The organism is Snodgrassella alvi (genome assembly GCF_040741455.2).
Lineage (GTDB): Bacteria > Pseudomonadota > Gammaproteobacteria > Burkholderiales > Neisseriaceae > Snodgrassella > Snodgrassella alvi_E.
On the sequence record NZ_CP160328.2, the window covers coordinates 1,640,137 to 1,657,787 of the forward strand.

General features: G+C 40.9%; 16 protein-coding genes. All 16 read left to right on the forward strand.

What is annotated here, in order from left to right; all coding sequences use genetic code 11:
* Positions 1-3: 3 nt before the first annotated feature.
* The 16 genes from tssB to ABU615_RS07390 all read left to right on the forward strand — a co-directional run bounded on the left by tssB (position 4) and on the right by ABU615_RS07390 (position 17,649).
* Positions 4-552 (forward strand): type VI secretion system contractile sheath small subunit, encoded by a 549-nt coding sequence (gene tssB / locus ABU615_RS07315; protein WP_267408938.1) that lies wholly within the window; start codon positions 4-6, stop codon positions 550-552.
* Between the two features lie 47 nt (positions 553-599).
* Positions 600-2,111 (forward strand): type VI secretion system contractile sheath large subunit, encoded by a 1,512-nt coding sequence (tssC, locus tag ABU615_RS07320; protein WP_100141421.1) that lies wholly within the window; start codon positions 600-602, stop codon positions 2,109-2,111.
* Positions 2,112-2,251: 140 nt separating this feature from the next.
* Positions 2,252-2,449 (forward strand): hypothetical protein, encoded by a 198-nt coding sequence (locus ABU615_RS07325; protein WP_267392064.1) that lies wholly within the window; start codon positions 2,252-2,254, stop codon positions 2,447-2,449.
* A 42-nt stretch (positions 2,450-2,491) separates the two neighbouring features.
* Positions 2,492-2,698 (forward strand): STY0301 family protein, encoded by a 207-nt coding sequence (locus ABU615_RS07330; RefSeq protein WP_367490661.1) that lies wholly within the window; start codon positions 2,492-2,494, stop codon positions 2,696-2,698.
* 97 nt (positions 2,699-2,795) lie between these two features.
* Positions 2,796-3,281: a type VI secretion system tube protein Hcp gene (locus tag ABU615_RS07335; RefSeq protein ID WP_100141419.1), complete on the forward strand. Its 486-nt coding sequence runs from the start codon at positions 2,796-2,798 to the stop codon at positions 3,279-3,281.
* 150 nt (positions 3,282-3,431) lie between these two features.
* Positions 3,432-3,968: a type VI secretion system lipoprotein TssJ gene (gene tssJ / locus ABU615_RS07340; RefSeq protein ID WP_367645321.1), complete on the forward strand. Its 537-nt coding sequence runs from the start codon at positions 3,432-3,434 to the stop codon at positions 3,966-3,968.
* A gap of 19 nt (positions 3,969-3,987) precedes the next feature.
* Positions 3,988-5,334, forward strand: a complete 1,347-nt coding sequence (gene tssK, locus ABU615_RS07345) for a type VI secretion system baseplate subunit TssK (protein ID WP_267408935.1) — start codon at positions 3,988-3,990, stop codon at positions 5,332-5,334.
* Entirely contained in the window at positions 5,331-6,677 is a 1,347-nt protein-coding gene (tssL, locus tag ABU615_RS07350) for a type VI secretion system protein TssL, long form (RefSeq protein ID WP_367417760.1), read from the forward strand. Before tssK ends, tssL begins: the two co-directional genes overlap by 4 nt.
* Positions 6,678-6,723: 46 nt before the next feature.
* A complete protein-coding gene (locus ABU615_RS07355) occupies positions 6,724-7,239 on the forward strand; it encodes a hypothetical protein (RefSeq protein ID WP_370387691.1) in 516 nt (171 codons plus the stop codon).
* Positions 7,240-7,371: 132 nt separating this feature from the next.
* A complete protein-coding gene (gene tssM / locus ABU615_RS07360) occupies positions 7,372-11,301 on the forward strand; it encodes a type VI secretion system membrane subunit TssM (protein WP_370387692.1) in 3,930 nt (1,309 codons plus the stop codon).
* Positions 11,298-12,035, forward strand: coding sequence for a type VI secretion system-associated protein TagF (gene tagF / locus ABU615_RS07365; RefSeq protein WP_370387693.1), 738 nt, complete (start codon positions 11,298-11,300; stop codon positions 12,033-12,035). The genes tssM and tagF overlap by 4 nt, the downstream gene beginning before the upstream one ends.
* 2 nt (positions 12,036-12,037) lie before the next feature.
* Positions 12,038-12,601 carry a hypothetical protein gene (locus ABU615_RS07370; protein ID WP_370387694.1) on the forward strand — a complete coding sequence of 188 codons (564 nt, stop codon included), beginning with the start codon at positions 12,038-12,040 and terminating at the stop codon, positions 12,599-12,601.
* Between the two features lie 29 nt (positions 12,602-12,630).
* A complete protein-coding gene (locus tag ABU615_RS07375; RefSeq protein ID WP_370388759.1) occupies positions 12,631-13,062 on the forward strand; it encodes a hypothetical protein in 432 nt (143 codons plus the stop codon).
* Positions 13,063-13,327: 265 nt separating this feature from the next.
* On the forward strand, positions 13,328-13,732 hold the full coding sequence (locus tag ABU615_RS07380; protein ID WP_370387695.1) for a hypothetical protein: 405 nt from the start codon (positions 13,328-13,330) through the stop codon (positions 13,730-13,732).
* Positions 13,733-14,887: 1,155 nt separating this feature from the next.
* Positions 14,888-17,194 carry a type VI secretion system Vgr family protein gene (locus ABU615_RS07385; protein ID WP_370388760.1) on the forward strand — a complete coding sequence of 769 codons (2,307 nt, stop codon included), beginning with the start codon at positions 14,888-14,890 and terminating at the stop codon, positions 17,192-17,194.
* 26 nt (positions 17,195-17,220) lie between these two features.
* Complete coding sequence (locus ABU615_RS07390; RefSeq protein ID WP_370388761.1) at positions 17,221-17,649, forward strand: DcrB-related protein; 429 nt, start codon at positions 17,221-17,223, stop codon at positions 17,647-17,649.
* Positions 17,650-17,651: the final 2 nt, after the last annotated feature.

Sequence of the window (17,651 nt, forward strand, 5' to 3'; positions counted from 1 at the left end):
GAAATGGCGGTATTTAACAACAGTGCCCAGAAATTTATTCAGCGTAATCGTGCACCAAGGGTACAAATAGAATATGACGTAGAGATTTATGGTTCTGAGAAAAAAATTGAATTGCCATTTGTAATGGCAGTGCTTGCTGATTTATCCGGTAAACCAGCAGAAGACTTGCCGCCGGTTGGGGAGCGTAAATTCCTAACCATTGATATTGATAATTTTGATGAGCGAATGAAAGCCATTCAACCACGTGTCGCTTTTGCTGTACCGAATACCCTATCTGGTGAAGGGCAGCTGATGGTAGATATCACTTTCGAAAGTATGGAAGATTTTTCTCCGGCAAGAGTGGCTCAGAAAGTTGATGCACTCAAACAATTACTGGATGCACGTACTCAGCTGGCAAACCTACAGACTTATATGGATGGTAAATCCGGAGCAGAGAATCTGGTTAACCAGCTGTTACAGAATCCTGGTCTTCTACAGGCATTAGCCAAAGCACCTAAACCCCAGCCTGCAGCAGGAGATAACCAAGCTTCAGCATCTGCTGATACCGAATAATAACCCAAGTTCAAAGTCTATTTGTACGTATTGATTGAGGAGCATTCATGGCTACGCAGTCCCAACAACAATCAGATGTTGCACTGGCAGAGCGCCCAGTTGCACAATCCGAATTTAGTAATTTACTGACCAAAGAATTCAAACCAAAAACTGATCAGGCAGCTAAAGCAGTTGAACAGGCAGTTAAAACATTAGCCGAACAGGCTTTGTCACACTCAGTTACCATCAGTGATGACGCCTACAAAAGTATCGAGGCTATTATCGCTGAAATCGACCATAAGCTTTCCGAACAAATTAATCTCATCCTGCATCATGAAGCTTTCCAGAAACTGGAATCATCTTGGCGTGGCTTGTTTCATCTGGTTTCTAATACCGAAGTGGATGAACATCTGAAAATACGTTTCATGAATTTGTCTAAAAATGATTTACGGCGCAGCATGAAACGGTTTAAAGGTATTGCTTGGGATCAAAGTCCGTTATTCAAACAGATTTATGAAGAAGAATATGGACAATTGGGTGGGGAACCCTATGGTTGCATGATTGCAGACTATTATTTCGATCATACCCCACCGGATGTTGATTTATTGGGTTCGGTAGCCAAAGTGGCTTCTGCTTCACATATGCCGTTTATTGCAGGTGCTTCACCTTCTGTGCTGCAAATGGATTCATGGCAGGAACTAGCTAATCCACGTGATTTAACTAAAATTGTTACCCAGAATTTGGAATATGCTCCGTGGAATTCTTTACGTGCCAGTGAAGATTCACGTTATCTTGGTCTGGCGATGCCGCGCTTTCTTGCTCGCTTACCATACGGTATTAACACCAATCCAGTCGATGAATTCGATTTTGAAGAAGATACAGACGGGTCTGATCACCGTAAATATGTGTGGAGCAATGCAGCTTACGCAATGGGTGTCAATATCAACCGGTCATTTAAAAATTTCGGTTGGTGTACCATGATTCGCGGCGTAGAGTCTGGTGGTGCTGTGGAAAATCTGCCTTGTCATACATTTCCGACTGATGACGGTGGCGTAGATATGAAATGTCCGACTGAAATTGCTATCTCAGACCGTCGTGAAGCTGAATTATCTAAAAATGGTTTTATTCCTCTGATTCACCGTAAAAACACAGATTATGCTGCTTTCATCGGTGCTCAGTCTTTGCAAAAACCTCAGGAATACTACGATCCTGATGCAACAGCCAACGCCAATCTATCCGCACGCTTACCCTATCTATTTGCCTGCTCACGCTTTGCGCATTTTTTGAAATGTATTGTACGTGACAAAATCGGCTCATTTAAAGAGCGTGAGGATATGCAGCGCTGGCTGAATGAATGGATTATGAATTATGTTGATGCCGATCCGGTAAATTCTTCACAGGAAACCAAAGCGCGTCGTCCGCTGGCTGCTGCTGAAGTGGTGGTAGAAGAAGTGGAAGGAAATCCTGGTTATTACGATGCTAAATTTTTCCTGCGGCCTCACTTTCAGCTAGAAGGCTTAACCGGTTCTTTACGTCTGGTTGCTAAGTTGCCATCTGTGAAACAGACAGCGACTGAATAGCATGATTTTGATCAATACCCAGATAAGATAAAAGCTATTTATTTCTGAGCCCACATTAAATGAGTTCAGGTTGATTCCAGATATCCGGATGCCAGCAAAGTCGTGAAGATTTTCAGCATTATTGAAAAGTAATAATGAAAATGAAAAGCAAAATCTTGAACAATATGTTGTTTGTATTCGGTTTTGGTATTGTGCAAACAGCGTCTGCTTACGAACTGGTTTGTCCAGAGTCTGTTAAGGTAAAAGCTGGTATTCCGGAGTTGGAGTCAGTGCCTCTTAATTGGGTGGTATCTAAATACAAAGACACATTATTAAGACTGGATGGTGCAGGAGTCTAATGTGGAAAACCTGTTGATTTAGCTCAGTTAAAACCACAACCTATTGTCGTAAAGGGTAAAAAGCATTATCCGGCTTGGGAAGTAGACAGTAAGCTTGATTTAGATGATGCAGATTCTTGGCTAAGCTGCTCATATAACCATAATCAGGTGCAACTGACTAGAAGCATTGATTCAACTATGAAAGTTTGCTGGGCAGTTTATTCTAAAGATTCTCAGGGCGGATTACTTGCAAAACTAAAATGTCAGTAATTCAGTTTTTCAATAAATAATTTTTCCGCGATAGTCGTGTATGACGCTAAGCGGATGATGTAGTACTTCTTTAATAGTAAACAACAAAGGAGCCAATATGGCACACGACATTTTCTTGAAAATTGATGGCATTGACGGAGAATCTCCGGATGCACAACATAAAAATGAAATTCAGGTATTAAACTGGAACTGGGGAATCACTCAGGAATCTTCTATGCAGTCTGGTAGTGGTTTGGGTACCGGTCGGGCGACGGTTCATGACCTGCAATTTGAACATTACATTGATCGTTCCAGTCCTAATCTAATGAAATACTGTTTAACTGGTAAGCATATTCCAGAAGCAAAATTAGTGATGCGTAAAGCAGGTGGAACACCTTTAGAATACCTGAAAATCACAATGAATGACCTGATTGTATCAAGTGTAATGCCTTCCGGTAGCAGCACTGATGAGCAGAATCCGCGCGAAATGGTGCGTTTATCTTTCTCTAAAGTGAAGCAGGAATATGTTGTACAGAATCAGCAGGGCGGCAGTGGCGGTACTGTAACTGCTCAATACGACATCAAGGCCAATAAAGAAGCCTAAGATTGAGTAATGCCTCATCTGTCATGTGTTTGAAGGCAAAGTGTTTTTCAATGCAATAAGGATCATCAGAGAGCCTAAAAATTCTCTGATGATATTGACTAATTTGGTCGGAAAATAGCTATCTGGCATTACCATAAATGGTGATGGAATTTGAATAAAATATATCAGTGTTATCGGGAACTATATCGAACTGGCCGCTTTATCTTAATCTGCATTTTGTTTTTGAGTGTAGTTGGTTGCCGGTCTGTGCAGGATGTAAAAGAACAAACACGTCTGGAATTGCATATTGAAGCTGCTGAAAATGTTAATCCTGATGAAAAAGGTCGTGCTGCGCCTATTCAAGTACGCATATACGAATTAAAAAATGACAACGCATTCACATCTGCAGATTTTTACACACTACAGGATAATGATAAATCAGTATTAGGTAATGATCTGCTCGTAAGCGATGAATTTATACTGCGGCCGGGAGAAATCAAAACTATCCGGCGCAGAACCAATCCTGAAACGACAGTTATTGGCGTATTGGCTGGCTACCGCAGTCTTACGCGTTCTCAGTGGCGTGAAACCTACAGACTGGCCGATGCTCCGTATGCAACTTGGTATCGGGAATGGTGGCCACTGAAAAAAGCAAAGCTGGATATAAATATCGGACAGAGGGCCATAGTGGTCACTGAAGTGGATTAAAGCAGAGGAATTTCTCTAAATGAGTTGGTATAACCGTGTAGTCTGGAGTGAAGGGCAATTTCTGCTGCCACAGATTTTCCAGCAACAAGAACGCTATCTGGAGCATTTTGCACATAGTCGCAGTGTGCCGTTATCGCCTTTTTTCTGGGGTTTCAGTCGCTACGATATAGATCACGAAGCGTTGAATTTAGGTAAACTGGTATTAAAAGATGTGGCTGGTGTATTTCCCGACGGTACGCCTTTTGAAGCGCCTGGGCACACATTGCTGCCTCCGCCGTTGACCATTCAGCCAGAGCATCTTGAACAACTAATTTATCTTGCTTTGCCTATCCGCACACCAAATGCTGAAGAGACCAGTTTTGAAGATAATTCGGAGTCGCTTGCTCGTTTTGCTGTATTTGAAAGCGATGTGCGAGATGCAAACTCTATCGGACTTGGCGCAAAAACAGTTCAGCTCAGCCATTTGCGATTAAGGCTGATGCCGCAGAAAGCGCTGACAGATGCCTGGATAGGATTGCCAATTGCCCGTATCAGTACTTTACGGGCAGACGGTGGGGTTGAGATAGACAGCACTGTCATACCACCTGTTACTCATTATACCGCCAGTACCTTGCTGCAGACCTGGCTTTCACAGATCCATGATTTGACACATCTGCGAGCCGATTCACTTGCTGATAGACTTACAGGCAGACAAGGTAAAGGCTCAGAGGCGGCTGAGGTATCCGACTATTTGCTTTTGCAAATTCTAAACCGTTATGAACCTTTACTACACCATGTGCAGAAAGTAGGCGGCACATCACCGGAATTTATCTATCGGCAGTTGATTTGCATGGCAGGTGAGCTCTCGACCTTCGTTAGACCACATACTCGGCGCCCAATAGAGCATTTACCATATCGTCATGATGCACCTTATTATTGCCTGAAACCAGTTGTCGATGATGTTCAGCATTTGTTAAATGCAGTATTGATTCGTAGTGCGCAGCATATTCGACTAGAGGATGCGGCTTACGGAGTCAAGAATGCAGTGGTTGAACCCACAGAACTCCGTGGCTTTAATGCTCTGGTATTGGCTGTTAAGGCTCAGATCCCTCCAGATATTTTGGTACATCAATTTGCTGCACAGACCAAAATAGGTCCTTCAGATCGTTTGCCGGAGCTGATTCGTTCTCATCTGCCGGGGATGGCATTGCAGGCATTACCTGTACCTCCGCGTCAGATTCCTTTTAATGCCGGCTATGTTTATTTTGAGCTATTACGTGATGGTCCGTTATGGGAACATATTGCTCATTACGGTGGATTGGCCATGCACATTGCCGGTGAATTTCCTGGCTTACTAATTGAACTTTGGGGAGTGCGTGATCAATGAATGAGTTCGATACCATTCTCAATGGTACAGGCGCTAAGAAAGAGCAAATACCTGAGGCTTCAGCTACGGAGTCTTTATCACAATCGCAGCATGGTTATGAGTTTGAGCGTCTTGCGGATACATCCTGGTTCGGAGAACAACAATCAGCCAAATTGGCAGACAATATTGATGCAGGACCGGACAGTAAATTACGTCTAGCAGCAATTGAAGCGGCTGATAATCCTCTGCTGGAAGCAGCACAGCCCTTGTTGCTCGCACTGGCCAATATGCCGGCTCAACTTGATTCATACGATAATGGCATTGAAAGTCTGCGTGAACTGCTCATACGCGAAGTGCACATTTATCAAACTTTATGTGATCGGGCAAATTTGAGGCGTGAACACGTACTGGCGGTACGTTATTGTGTTTGCACAGCTCTGGATGAGGCTGCCAATAAAACATCATGGGGAGGTGGAGGAGCATGGGCTAGAAAAAGCCTGCTCATTGTTTTTCATAACGAAAGCTATGGTGGTGAAAAAATATTTCTATTAATTGGCCGTCTTTCTCCAAATCCAATTGAATACGGAGACGTATTAGAAGTCATCTACCGAATTTTAAGTTTGGGGTTTGAAGGGCGGTATAGTGTTCGTCCGGATGGGCGTAAACAGCTTGATTTGATTCGTCAGCAATTGCTATCCATCATCAGCAGTGGCCGAGATCCGGTTGCCCGTGATTTGTCTCCACACTGGTATGCAGATGCATCTGGTAAGTTTCGTCGACTGCGTTCGTTGCCTGTATGGATCAGTACTGTGTTTTTTTGCTGTCTGTTATTGGCCATTTTTGTCTGGTTTAAATTTCAGATTGTGGATACTGATACAAGATTACAACAACGAATTGCTGCTATAGGTAAAGCGGTGCCACCACCAGCAACGACTGGTGTATTGCGGCTGAAAGCTTTACTTAAAGATGAAATTGAACGTGGTGTAGTCAGCGTTAATGAAAATGCTCAGCAAAGTCAGGTAACATTTCTTGGTGATTTCATGTTTGTGCCGGGCAAGAAAACAGTAAATCCCAAAATAATGCCAGTACTGGATAAAGTAGCCAGCGAAATAAACAAAGTATCAGGTACTGTAACTGTAACTGGACATACTGACAATCAACCTATTCATACTGCTGAATTTCCTTCTAATCAGGTTTTATCTGAAAAAAGAGCAGCAGAAGTGGCCGCTTTGTTAGTAAACAAAGGGATAGCGGAATCACGATTGAAAATTGTCGGTTTGGGTGATAGTGCACCAGTAGAGGATAACAATACAGCAGAAGGCCGTGCAAAAAATCGTCGTGTAGATATTTTGGTAACTGAGTGAACCAAATTTTGTATTAATTACATTCGCCGTTAAAAAAGGTATGAAAATGCGGTTACTGAATAATATTGTCAAGCTTTCTTTAAGTATTTGGTTAGGCTTATTTAGTGTTATATCTTTTGCATCTGTTTTGGATAATGATGAACCAATTATCGTTGAACAAATCAGGCAGCAGTTGGCTGAACCAGTAAATGCAGCAAGAATTTCGGATGCTCAGGTAAAAGATATTATTCGTCATAATCTTGATAGCAGGCTTGGAACATCACTGCATAATGTCTATGGCATTAATTTACAAAGCATTTCATCAGATAATGCACCTGCACCTATACAATTGGGATTTTTAGAACTCAGCTATTCAGACGAAACAGCCGCTGCACAAGCTATAAAATCACTGGGCAAAACCCGTTTTTTTAAGCACAGCAAAATTCTGGTTCCATTTTCTGAAGTCAGGATAGGAAGTAAATTGCAGATTTTATTTACTGAAAACGCCGGAAGCCGTCGCGCACAAGCAATTATTGATAAATTTTCGAAGTATGAAGATAAGAACTCGGAAACTTCAGGTTAAAAAATAGTATTAATTTAAAAAGGTTGTAGGGCATAAACCCATAGGTGGTATCAACTATATTTGTGCAGAGGTCATATACCTCAGTAAAAATTTATTATCAACCCACCTAGATAGATAGCTAAAGCAAATAACATGCAAAAAATTTTAGATTTTCTTTTTTCCCGCCGCATGCTGGTAATTATCGGTATTATTTTATTAGCACTGATAGTCTGGTTTGTAGGACCTTTGCTGACGTTTGGTGGATTGCATCCTTTTGCATCTATATCTACGCGCATTGTCACCATTCTGATTCTGTTCGCATTTCTGTTTCTATGGTTTAAGAACTGGTCGTTATCGGCTATCTGGGTTGCAGCTTTATGTGTACTGATATGGAAAGCAGCACCTCTGCTTGCATATGGTCAGACCAAACCATTTGCACCAGCATGGACTCGAGCCATGTTGATTGGCATCGTTTTGTTTTGTTATGCGCTGTATGGTTTGTACCGACTATGGTTGGCTTTACGTGTAGATGAGCAGTTATTGCAAAAAATCCTGCGTCCGCGTGGCGATAAACCTGTTGTTTCTGAAGCTCGTGAAGATCAGCGTGCGGTTACCAATATTGTCTCACGTGCCGTTGAGCAGCTTAAGCAATTGCGTATTGGTAAGCCGGGACTTGGTATACGCCGTATTTTTGAAGGTAAACGCTATTTATATGAGCTGCCGTGGTACATGATTATTGGTGCGCCCGGTGATGGTAAAACAACAGCTTTAATGAATGCTGGCCTGCAATTTCCACTGGCAGAGCAAATGGGACAATCAGCGGAAGCCTTTGCTGTGCCCGGCAAAGGCGGCACAGTACATTGTGACTGGTGGTTTACCAATGAAGCCGTGTTAATTGATACTGCTGGACGTTATGTTCGCCATGATGATGGCGGTTCTGCTGATACTACTTCCCGCAATGCTGAGGAATGGCGTGGTTTTCTCGGTCTTCTGCGCAAATATCGTCCGCGCGCACCAATTAATGGTGTACTTTTAACAGTCAATGTAGCTGATCTGGCCGGTAAATCTGAAGCTGAGCGTATCACTGCTGCGGCAGCATTAAGAGCGCGTCTGGGAGAGCTCCGAACCGAATTAGGTATTCAGTTTCCGGTATATTTGGTGGTAACCAAAATGGATCTTCTGCCTGGTTTCACCGATTACTTTAACTCCCTAACTACTGAGGGGCGTGCACAAATATGGGGTTTCACTTTACCGTATGATCAGAAACAGCAAAAAAATAATTATGATAAGCTGCGTTCAAATTGTGAAAGTGAGCTAAAGCTACTAACGCAAAGACTAGATCAGGGTGTAGATAATCGTTTACAGGAAGAATACGATGTACAGCGCAGATGTAATCTTTATGCTCTGCCACAGGAATTTGCTGCGCTTGCTGAACCATTACTAGATATTATAGAACGCGTATTTCTTGATTCTAAATTTGATGCAACCCAATTGCACAATACGCTCAGAGGTGTGTATTTTACTAGTGCAGCTCAAGCGCCAGCTCAAGCTACAGCTGATCGCCTATCCCTAATGCAACGTTTATGGCGGGCTATCAAGCGTGACCCAGCATATACTGAAAAAAACAGTCTTTATGCAAATACAGTACCGCCTACAGGCAATCGCAGCTATTTTCTACATGATTTGCTGACCAAACTTATTTTTCAAGAGCCAAACCTAGTTCAACCCAATCTACAATGGGAAATGCGTTATCGCGTAATGCGATTTACCGGTCATTTATTGGTACTGATTATATTCCTTTGGCTAGTACAGGGTATGTATACCAGTTATGGTAAAAATAGTAATTATCTTGCAGCAGTTAATGTTAAAGCAGCTGCGCTTGCTGAAAAAGTGCGCGTTTATTCACGTAAACCTACTACAACAGCTGTACCAGATATTCTGAATTCAGCCCGTGAGCTGGCTGCATACCCCGGACTAGATCCGGATAAACCACCAACCAGTTTCCGATATGGTTTGTATAGCGTACCGCATGTAATCAGTAGTGCCGCCTCCACTTATGACCAGCTACTGGATCAGCTGCTACTGCCACCTGTGGTTCGTGGTGTTGAAAGTACCCTTTCCAATGCTATTGCACAGAAAGATACCAAAGCAACCTATGATGCCTTACGTGTCTATCTGCTACTTAATCTGGATGCAGATCATCAGGATAAGTTTAACGCTGCTGAAATTCAGGCATGGATATTGAAAGACTGGCAACAAAACGATACCGCTGCAGCTTTTGGTGGAAGTGCCAGTATTTATGAGCATCTGGGTGCACTTTTTGATGGTAGCCGTGTCATACATTCTCCATTTGCCAAAAATGATGCCTTGATTCGTAGTGCAAGGGAGTTGTTGGAAGGTAGTACCAGTACCGAGCGAATCTACGACCGAGCCAAAGTTGCCATGAGTGATGAGGCACCAGAAGACTTTACGATTGTACGTGCAGTAGGCGCTGATGCCGGTATGGTCTTTGTTCGTGCCAGTGGCGAACCGCTTGATCGCGGTATTCCGGGTCTTTTTACTGTACAGGGTTATAGAGATTTATTTGATAAACGCATCTCTGAATTTGTTGCTGCCGCTTATGCAGATGACGAATGGGTTATGGGCAGGGAGACTGCTGCTTCTCAAAAAAAAACTGCTGAACGTGCCCAGCAGCTGGTTCAGAAGGTTAACGGAGATGATGACCCTTTAATCAAAGAGGTGCGGCGGCTTTATTTAACAGAATACACTTCGCGCTGGCAGGCTTTTCTTGAAGATATTCACAGCGTGAATAGTACCGGTGCTGACAATAGTCCCAGTCTGGCTTTTGACTTACAGACATTGCGTACATTTGCTGCTCCCGATTCGCCACTGATGCGGCTTTCCAAAGCAGTTGTAGAACAAACAACGCTGGTACCACCTATGGACAAAAATACCAGCCAAAAAATTCTGGCTGAACGAGCCGAACAAAGATTATCAGGCAATACCCGTGAAGCCGTACAGACAGCCAAATTGTTGAAAAACGTACGTCCTGAAGAGCAGTTAGAAAAAACACTAGTCGATAATCGATTTGCTGCATTACGCGAAGTTGTCACCGGCGCTGCCGATATGCAAAACAGTAATGCAGGCAGCAGGCCGCAGAAATTAGACAACGTACTGAGTCTGCTCAATGAATATTACAATCAATTAATGATAGCAGATAATGCTTTAGCTGCTAACACTTTACCTCCCAAAATTGATGCTGCAGAAAAATTACGGCTTGAAGCAGTCAAAATGCCAGCACCTTTACAAAATATCTTGCTCGATCTAACCAATCAAGGGGCCCGTAAACTGAATCTGGCATCAGGAGAGGTACTTAGCCGGCAAATGGAGGCCATGATAGGCGGAAATTGTCGCAATGTAATTGATGGCCGTTATCCCTTTGCGGCCAGTAATCAGGAAGTAAGTGCGGACGATTTTAACCGTATATTTGCCAGTGGCGGACTGCTTGACGATTTTTTCAATAAACAGCTCGCATCACAAGTAGACATAACATCTAATCCATGGCGTTACAAACAATCTGAAGGAAGCAACACACCTTTACCGGGACCAAGTTTGGCACCGTTCCAGCAGGCAAAACGCATTCGGGAAGCATTTTTTCAGGAGCAGGGAGCTCGGAAAATGTCTTGGAGTATGGATATTAAAGTTGTTGAACTGGATCCCACAATTACAGACTTGATTATAGATATTGACGGACAATCACAACGTTATATGCATGGACCGGTGCGTCCACTACACATTACCTGGCCAGGTCCGAGAAACGGTTCCATGGCTGAAATAACGGCCAATCCGCGCATACGTCAGGATAGTTCAACAATTATTACCAGCGGGCCATGGGCGCTTTTCCGGCTGCTGAACAAAGGCCGAATCATCAGCAGTATGAGTGACAGCCGCCATTTGGTTGAGTTTAAATTTGATGGTCGCCGTGTAGTGCTCGAAATATCTTCCAGTGTAGATTTTAACCTACAAAGTGCAAACAACCCATTACGTGGATTTACCTGCCCAGTAGGAGGTAGTACGCCATGATTGGTATACCGCGCATCTCGTCACCTGCTATTTGGGGAAAATTACCCGACAGGGGCGATTATGTTCGCTATAGAGCACAAGGACAGGAAATTGATGAATGGCGGATATGGTTAAATAAGCAGGAATGGCTGCAGCCTCAAAAAGATAATATTAAGGATAAACATGATTGGCTGTACCTGACGCCCGATTTTGGGCAGGAAAGTCCCGTACTGCATGCTTTACCATGGAGTTTTGTATTAGCACCCGGAATATTGCCATTTTCAGGACGATCCTGGGTAATCGGGGTGATGAGTCCTTCTGCAGACAGCATTGGTCGTTCTTATCCTTTGGTGATTTATCAGACAGTCAATCAGTCATGGCTGCAACGATATCTGAACACACCATTGGGCTGGCTATATTGGCTGGCACAGTTAGTAGCAGGATATGTGAAACCAACCCAAAAAAATACAAAAGATCTTGCTAGTCAATTAGATAAATTGTGGGAAATTCATAGTCCAAAATGGGGTGGCTGGTTTGCCAGAGCACAAGTAGGAAATCAGACGGCCTGTCGCGAACTGACAGGTAAGATAAAAGAGGAAGATACCGAATTTTGCGGTGTACATTATTTGCCTTGGGCTAATTGGCCGCACGTGGTTTGGGAGTCATTGTCCGCAGAAGGGTGGTTCTGGCAGCAAGATGGAAGGGGCGGATTTCTAGATGCAAGAAGCCTAGGCAATAGTGTTTGGAAGGAATAAAAATGCCAACTAAAAAAGGGGCGTCCCGGTTATTGACAACAGGAGAAATATCTATGGTGACATCGTTATTTAAAACGGCAATCACGACAAGCGCTGTCAGAATTCATAACGATAAATATTTACGATTTCAGGACGAAAATACAGCTATGACACCCAATGGAGAATTATATTGGCCACAAACACATTTTAGAGAGGATTATTCAATTGAAACAGTTGATTATATTCACTGGTTTATGCATGAAATGACACATGTTTGGCAATATCAAATGGGAATGTCAGTTAAAATTCGCGGTTTGTTTAGTTTTGCGATAGAGTACAATTATGATTTAGAAAAAGGAAATTTATTGTCTGGATATAGAATGGAACAACAGGCATGCATTTTGTCTGATTATTATATTTTGGATCGATTTGGGTTTGATTCTTGGTATGACCGAACAAGACAAAAGCATAAAGGTGACCGTTTTAAAAATAAACAATATGGAAAAGATTTTTGGATGAAAATATATAGCAACACGCTGTCACTATTTCTAAAAAATCCGAAAGATCAAAAGGCGTTATTCGAGTGAAAAGCAAATTGAAAAACTGGATATTGGTAGTGAGCATATTACCTTTAGTCACAGGATTTAGTTGTCATCGAAAAATGATGTATACGCCTGATATTACTCTAAAAAAAGATGGTCAGCCATGTATCAGTATACCCTTGCACGAAGTTAATTTTTTAAATAAAAACAAGCAGTTTGATTTAATAACAGCAGACGTATTTCAAGTAGGTGTTGGCACGCTTTGGGAAAAAAAATATTATGACTCATCAAAACTTTATAAAATTCAAGCAGGTAAGTGCATAGGTTTTGAATACCATTTTCAAAAAAATATCGTTTATTCTATTGGTTTTATATCTGCAGCCAGTGGAAGCAAGGAGTTTGAAAATGGCGACCAAAAAATATGGGCTAGAGATTTGCGAATTACAACTAATACTGATGGCTCGGCAAAACTTTTATTAGATCTTGAAGCTAGAGAAAATAATTAAATAAAAATAATCTACAAATAGTATGTTTTGAATTTTTGCTTTTCTTGTAAAAAAATTATATAAATCAAATATCTAATAGAAAATTTATCTGCAATTGAAGAGTTTTACAGATAGTTTTATTTTATCTGCATCTTTAATTTAGTCTAGCTCCTTTGGAATATCCAATAGATAGAAAAGTGTTATTCAAATGAAACTAAGATTGAATAAGTACCTGTTGGTTAGTTTCATATTATTGTACATAACTGGGTGTTATTTTCATCGCCCGATGGTTTCTAAACCCGATATTGTTTTAAAAAATAATGGACAGCCATGCATTAGTATACCGGCACTACTGATAAATTTTGATCGTAAAAAACAGTTTGACATAATAACAACAGAGGTATTTCAAGAAGGTGTCGGGCAATTATGGATGAAAGATTATTTTGATCCGCTAAATTTTGGTTTACCAAAAAAATATTATGTTGTGAGTGGAGAGTGTATACGCTTTGACTATCATTTCCAGAATAATATTGTCTATTCAATCAATTTTGAATCAAATATTAGAGGAAACGATGAATCAAAGAATATGACGCAAAAAACATGGGCAAGAGAATTTCGTATATTCAAAGATAATCATGGTAATGTGGAATTATGGTTAGATTCTAGTGCCAGAAAAAACAAATATAATTAAAAGAAAATAAATACATTAATCATGATTTTTAAATTTGCAATTATTATGTTCTGCAAAAAGCGCTTTTGAGAACCAAAAAAGGTCGAGTAATTTTATTAAAATGACAATAGTTTAGAAAATTGTATTATATCTAATATTTATCGGTTGGTTACAGCGGGACATGTAATCGTTTGCTCTCAGGGCACTATGAAGAAATAATTATAATTAATTCAAAATATTACGCATTACATTAATAACCATTATACTCAAAATAAAAATTTGTTTTGTAATGAATCGGATAATTTTCCTATAAAGTGAAAATATGATGTATTAAAACTGTCGCCCAAAAAATAAGTCTGGAGAATACCTCATATACTGGCATTCAAAGATATATGATTGATAGCTATTGCCACTAGTAAAAAATACAGAATTTTGAATTTGTCATTATGATTAGATATTAATAATTATGTCAAAATACTATTATTATGTTTGCTGTAAATTGAAAACTAAATTAAATCATAGATGCCTGTGCTTATCATTTTCTAAATCAACCAGATTTGCAGATAGTTAAGTTGTTGTAAAAGATTAATTTAGAAATCTATAAATTCGCTTTATTTCAAAAATAATGTCTTATATTGTGTAAATATTATATATAATAAAGTTTTATTTGGTTAAAAGGTGTTTCAAAGATTTATGCTAAATTAATGCTGAATGATTAAACATTTTTTGCATCTTTTTTTCTTCAATAAAGGTTTTATTGTTGGGAGATTAAAGTGCGGTGTGAATATTGAATAGAGTAGTACAAACTTATTTGCAATATGAAATAGCCAAAATTATAGCCTAATGTTAATTGTATTCAGGCGGGTTAATCAGTCAATATTTAGAGAGATGGAGATAGTACATAAGTAAAGGTAGACACTTTCAGATAAAAATATTGTGGTCTTCCATGCACCGGTTTGTTTTGCTATTTAAGATACGTCAGTAATGGCACTTGCTGGAAGAAATAATCTGGTTCAGAAAGTCATTTTCTAAATAATTATTTAATTTAAACCTTTAGAATGGGTTTGCATATCACGTTGGAAAAAAGGCCGTCCGCTGAATAAGCAATCAATACTGAAACATGCGCCTATATTGCATGTAATTAAATCTATGGCGCAATAATGATGGGGAAAAACCATGAGTATAAAACCAGAGTCAGATGAACAGCTTCTGCCGGTGAATTCACTTACCCGTACACCTGGGTTTGTAAGCAACCAAACAGTATCTCCAGATATTGGAGAGCTGGTGCAAAATGGTGTTGAACAGGTGGCGGACAAATTGGCAGAAAAAGCTAATTCGACTATCGCTCAAACTAAAAAAGCCATAGATACAGCTACAGACGCAATGGAGGCTATAGGGAGCATAGGGACAGCATCTCCACTGATGAAAGCAGCACAGGCAGCAGTAGCAGGTAGTTCGGTACCAGTTAGTGCACAGGATATTGTGGATGCTGTAACTGGTGGAAGCAGTGGCGGTACACGGACAGTGAATGTCAGTGGTGCTGCCGTCCCTGCTGGTATGCTTACTTTTGCCAGTATGAACGGACAAGAAACTTTAAGTGAGTTATTTAGCTACACCATTCAACTTAAGACTCCTGATAAGCTAAATATTGGCTACTTCGCGCCTAGTTCTAATTTGCCATTAAAATCAATGGTAGGCAAGGATCTGACTGTTGATATAGAGCTTGAAAACGGTAGTAAACGCTATATCAGCGGGTTGGTTACGGCTGCTCGCGTTGTGGGGCATCAGGGACGGGGTGTGGTTTATGAGCTGCGTCTTGAGCCATGGCTAGAGCTGGCTACCCGTACCAGTGATTACAAGATATTTCAGAATAAAAGTGTAGTAGAAATTATCGATGAAGTTTTAAGTGAATATCCATTTGAGATGGAAAAACGACTTACTGAAACTTATCCGAAGCGCAATTTTCAGGTTCAGTATGGTGAAACCGATTATGATTTCCTGCAACGTTTGATGCAAGAATTCGGTATATATTATTTCTTTGAACATAGTGCTGGTAGTCATAAACTGGTGTTAGTCGATGCTATTGGTTCTCATCAACCTTGTCCCGGAGCTGCATCTGTAAGTTTTCATCAGCAGGGTTTAAAGCTGGATGAAGAGTTTATCCATACTATTGCAGCGAAAGAATCCCTACGTACCGGTAAATGGGTATTAGATGATTTCGATTTTCAGAAACCAAAAGCCAAACTTACAAGTACAGTAGCTAAACCACGTGAGACTGGGCATCCTGATTATGAGCATTATGAATGGCCTGGTGATTATTTTGAAAAAGATGAAGGCGAATTCCTGACTAAAGTACGTATGGAAGCGCAGAAATCTTTAGGCAGCCGAGTATATGGCAGTGGCAATATACGTACCCTAGTGACAGGCTGTACTTTCAATTTAGAAAACTGCCCTACAGTTGAAGCAAATCAAGAATATCTGGTTGTTGAAAGTGCGCTTGTGATTGAGGATATGGGGGAATACAGTGGTCAGGGACAACATTTCGGATACAACACAAGTTTTGAACTATTACCAACCAGTGAAGTTTTCCGTCCGCAGCGTACTATAAAAAAACCACATACCCATGGCCCGCAAAGTGCCATTGTGACAGGTCCGGCAGGAGAGGAAATCTGGACAGACAAATATGGCCGAGTGAAAGTGCAATTTCTCTGGGATCGTTACGGCCAGTGGGATGAAAACAGCTCGTGTTGGGTACGTGTTACACAGCCGTGGGCAGGTAAGGGATTCGGTGGTATGCAGATACCGCGAATAGGCCAGGAAGTCATTGTTGATTTTAAAAATGGTGATCCGGATTTACCAATTATCACTGGCCGAGTGTACAACGCTGATACCATGCCAGCATGGGGTTTACCTGACAACAAAACTCAAAGCGGAATGTTCAGCCATTCGATCGGAGGCGGGCCTGATAATGCCAATGCTTTGCGATTTGAAGATAAACCGGGGCAAGAGGAGCTCTGGCTGCATGCTGAAAAAGACCAACGTATCGAAGTCAATAATGATGAAAGCCATTCTGTTGGAAATAATCGTACAAAATCAATTGGCAATGATGAGGTCATTAGTGTAGGCAACGACCGTACAACTTTGATCAGTAATGATTGTCTTCGTGCTGTTAAAGCCAATGACACGGTTTTGATTGGAGAAAATAAATCGACTAGTGTCAGTAATGATTTTGTAATTGCTGCAGGGACAACCATACGCTTGTCATGCGGAAAAACTGTACTGGAGCTCCATGCCGATGGGCAATTTAATATTACCTGTGAAAATTTCAATATCACGGCAGCACAAAGTGGCCAGATTAATACACTTGGTAACCTACTGGATTTGAATATGGACGGGGGAAGTGCTGCGGCTCAACCTGGTTCTGATGGAGATAAAGGCAATATTGATAGTGCAGTAAATCAGATATTTTCACCACCAGCATAAAATAAAAAAACATAAAGGGCAACTTAATGCAATACCAAACAAATGATACCGAATTTCAGATTCCAGACCCTGACATTAAAGATGTTTCATTAAATATAATAAAATTCAAAAACTTAGGTACATCATTAGTTTTGAGTCGCAGCGAACTTGGAGAAGAGGAAACGCTTGAATCCAGCCTGGATGACCAGTTAAAACGACTTGAAAGCTCTGTAAAAGGATTGAAATTTCATCAGAAAAACAAAATCAGTTTCGGAAAAAATCAGAATATTGAGGCATTTGAGTTAAGTAACCAGTTTATTAAGGGTGCAGAAAAAGTTTACCAATATCAGCTGGTGTGTCTTATTCCCGGTACTCGAACCATGTTTGCGATGAGTTATGTAAAAAATACCAATTTGGGCGAAGCGGAATTAGCCCATTGGGAATTAATTAAACAAAATTTTGAATTTAAAAAATAATG

What these genes read in the sequence shown, in the direction of transcription:
- tssB (WP_267408938.1), top strand. Translation starts at nt 4, where the DNA reads ATGGCGGTATTTAACAACAGTGCCCAGAAATTTATTCAGCGTAATCGT.
- tssC (WP_100141421.1), top strand. Translation starts at nt 600, where the DNA reads ATGGCTACGCAGTCCCAACAACAATCAGATGTTGCACTGGCAGAGCGC.
- ABU615_RS07325 (WP_267392064.1), top strand. Translation starts at nt 2,252, where the DNA reads ATGAAAAGCAAAATCTTGAACAATATGTTGTTTGTATTCGGTTTTGGT.
- ABU615_RS07335 (WP_100141419.1), top strand. Translation starts at nt 2,796, where the DNA reads ATGGCACACGACATTTTCTTGAAAATTGATGGCATTGACGGAGAATCT.
- tssK (WP_267408935.1), top strand. Translation starts at nt 3,988, where the DNA reads ATGAGTTGGTATAACCGTGTAGTCTGGAGTGAAGGGCAATTTCTGCTG.
- tssL (WP_367417760.1), top strand. Translation starts at nt 5,331, where the DNA reads ATGAATGAGTTCGATACCATTCTCAATGGTACAGGCGCTAAGAAAGAG.
- ABU615_RS07355 (WP_370387691.1), top strand. Translation starts at nt 6,724, where the DNA reads ATGCGGTTACTGAATAATATTGTCAAGCTTTCTTTAAGTATTTGGTTA.
- tssM (WP_370387692.1), top strand. Translation starts at nt 7,372, where the DNA reads ATGCAAAAAATTTTAGATTTTCTTTTTTCCCGCCGCATGCTGGTAATT.
- tagF (WP_370387693.1), top strand. Translation starts at nt 11,298, where the DNA reads ATGATTGGTATACCGCGCATCTCGTCACCTGCTATTTGGGGAAAATTA.
- ABU615_RS07370 (WP_370387694.1), top strand. Translation starts at nt 12,038, where the DNA reads ATGCCAACTAAAAAAGGGGCGTCCCGGTTATTGACAACAGGAGAAATA.
- ABU615_RS07380 (WP_370387695.1), top strand. Translation starts at nt 13,328, where the DNA reads ATGGTTTCTAAACCCGATATTGTTTTAAAAAATAATGGACAGCCATGC.
- ABU615_RS07385 (WP_370388760.1), top strand. Translation starts at nt 14,888, where the DNA reads ATGAGTATAAAACCAGAGTCAGATGAACAGCTTCTGCCGGTGAATTCA.
- ABU615_RS07390 (WP_370388761.1), top strand. Translation starts at nt 17,221, where the DNA reads ATGCAATACCAAACAAATGATACCGAATTTCAGATTCCAGACCCTGAC.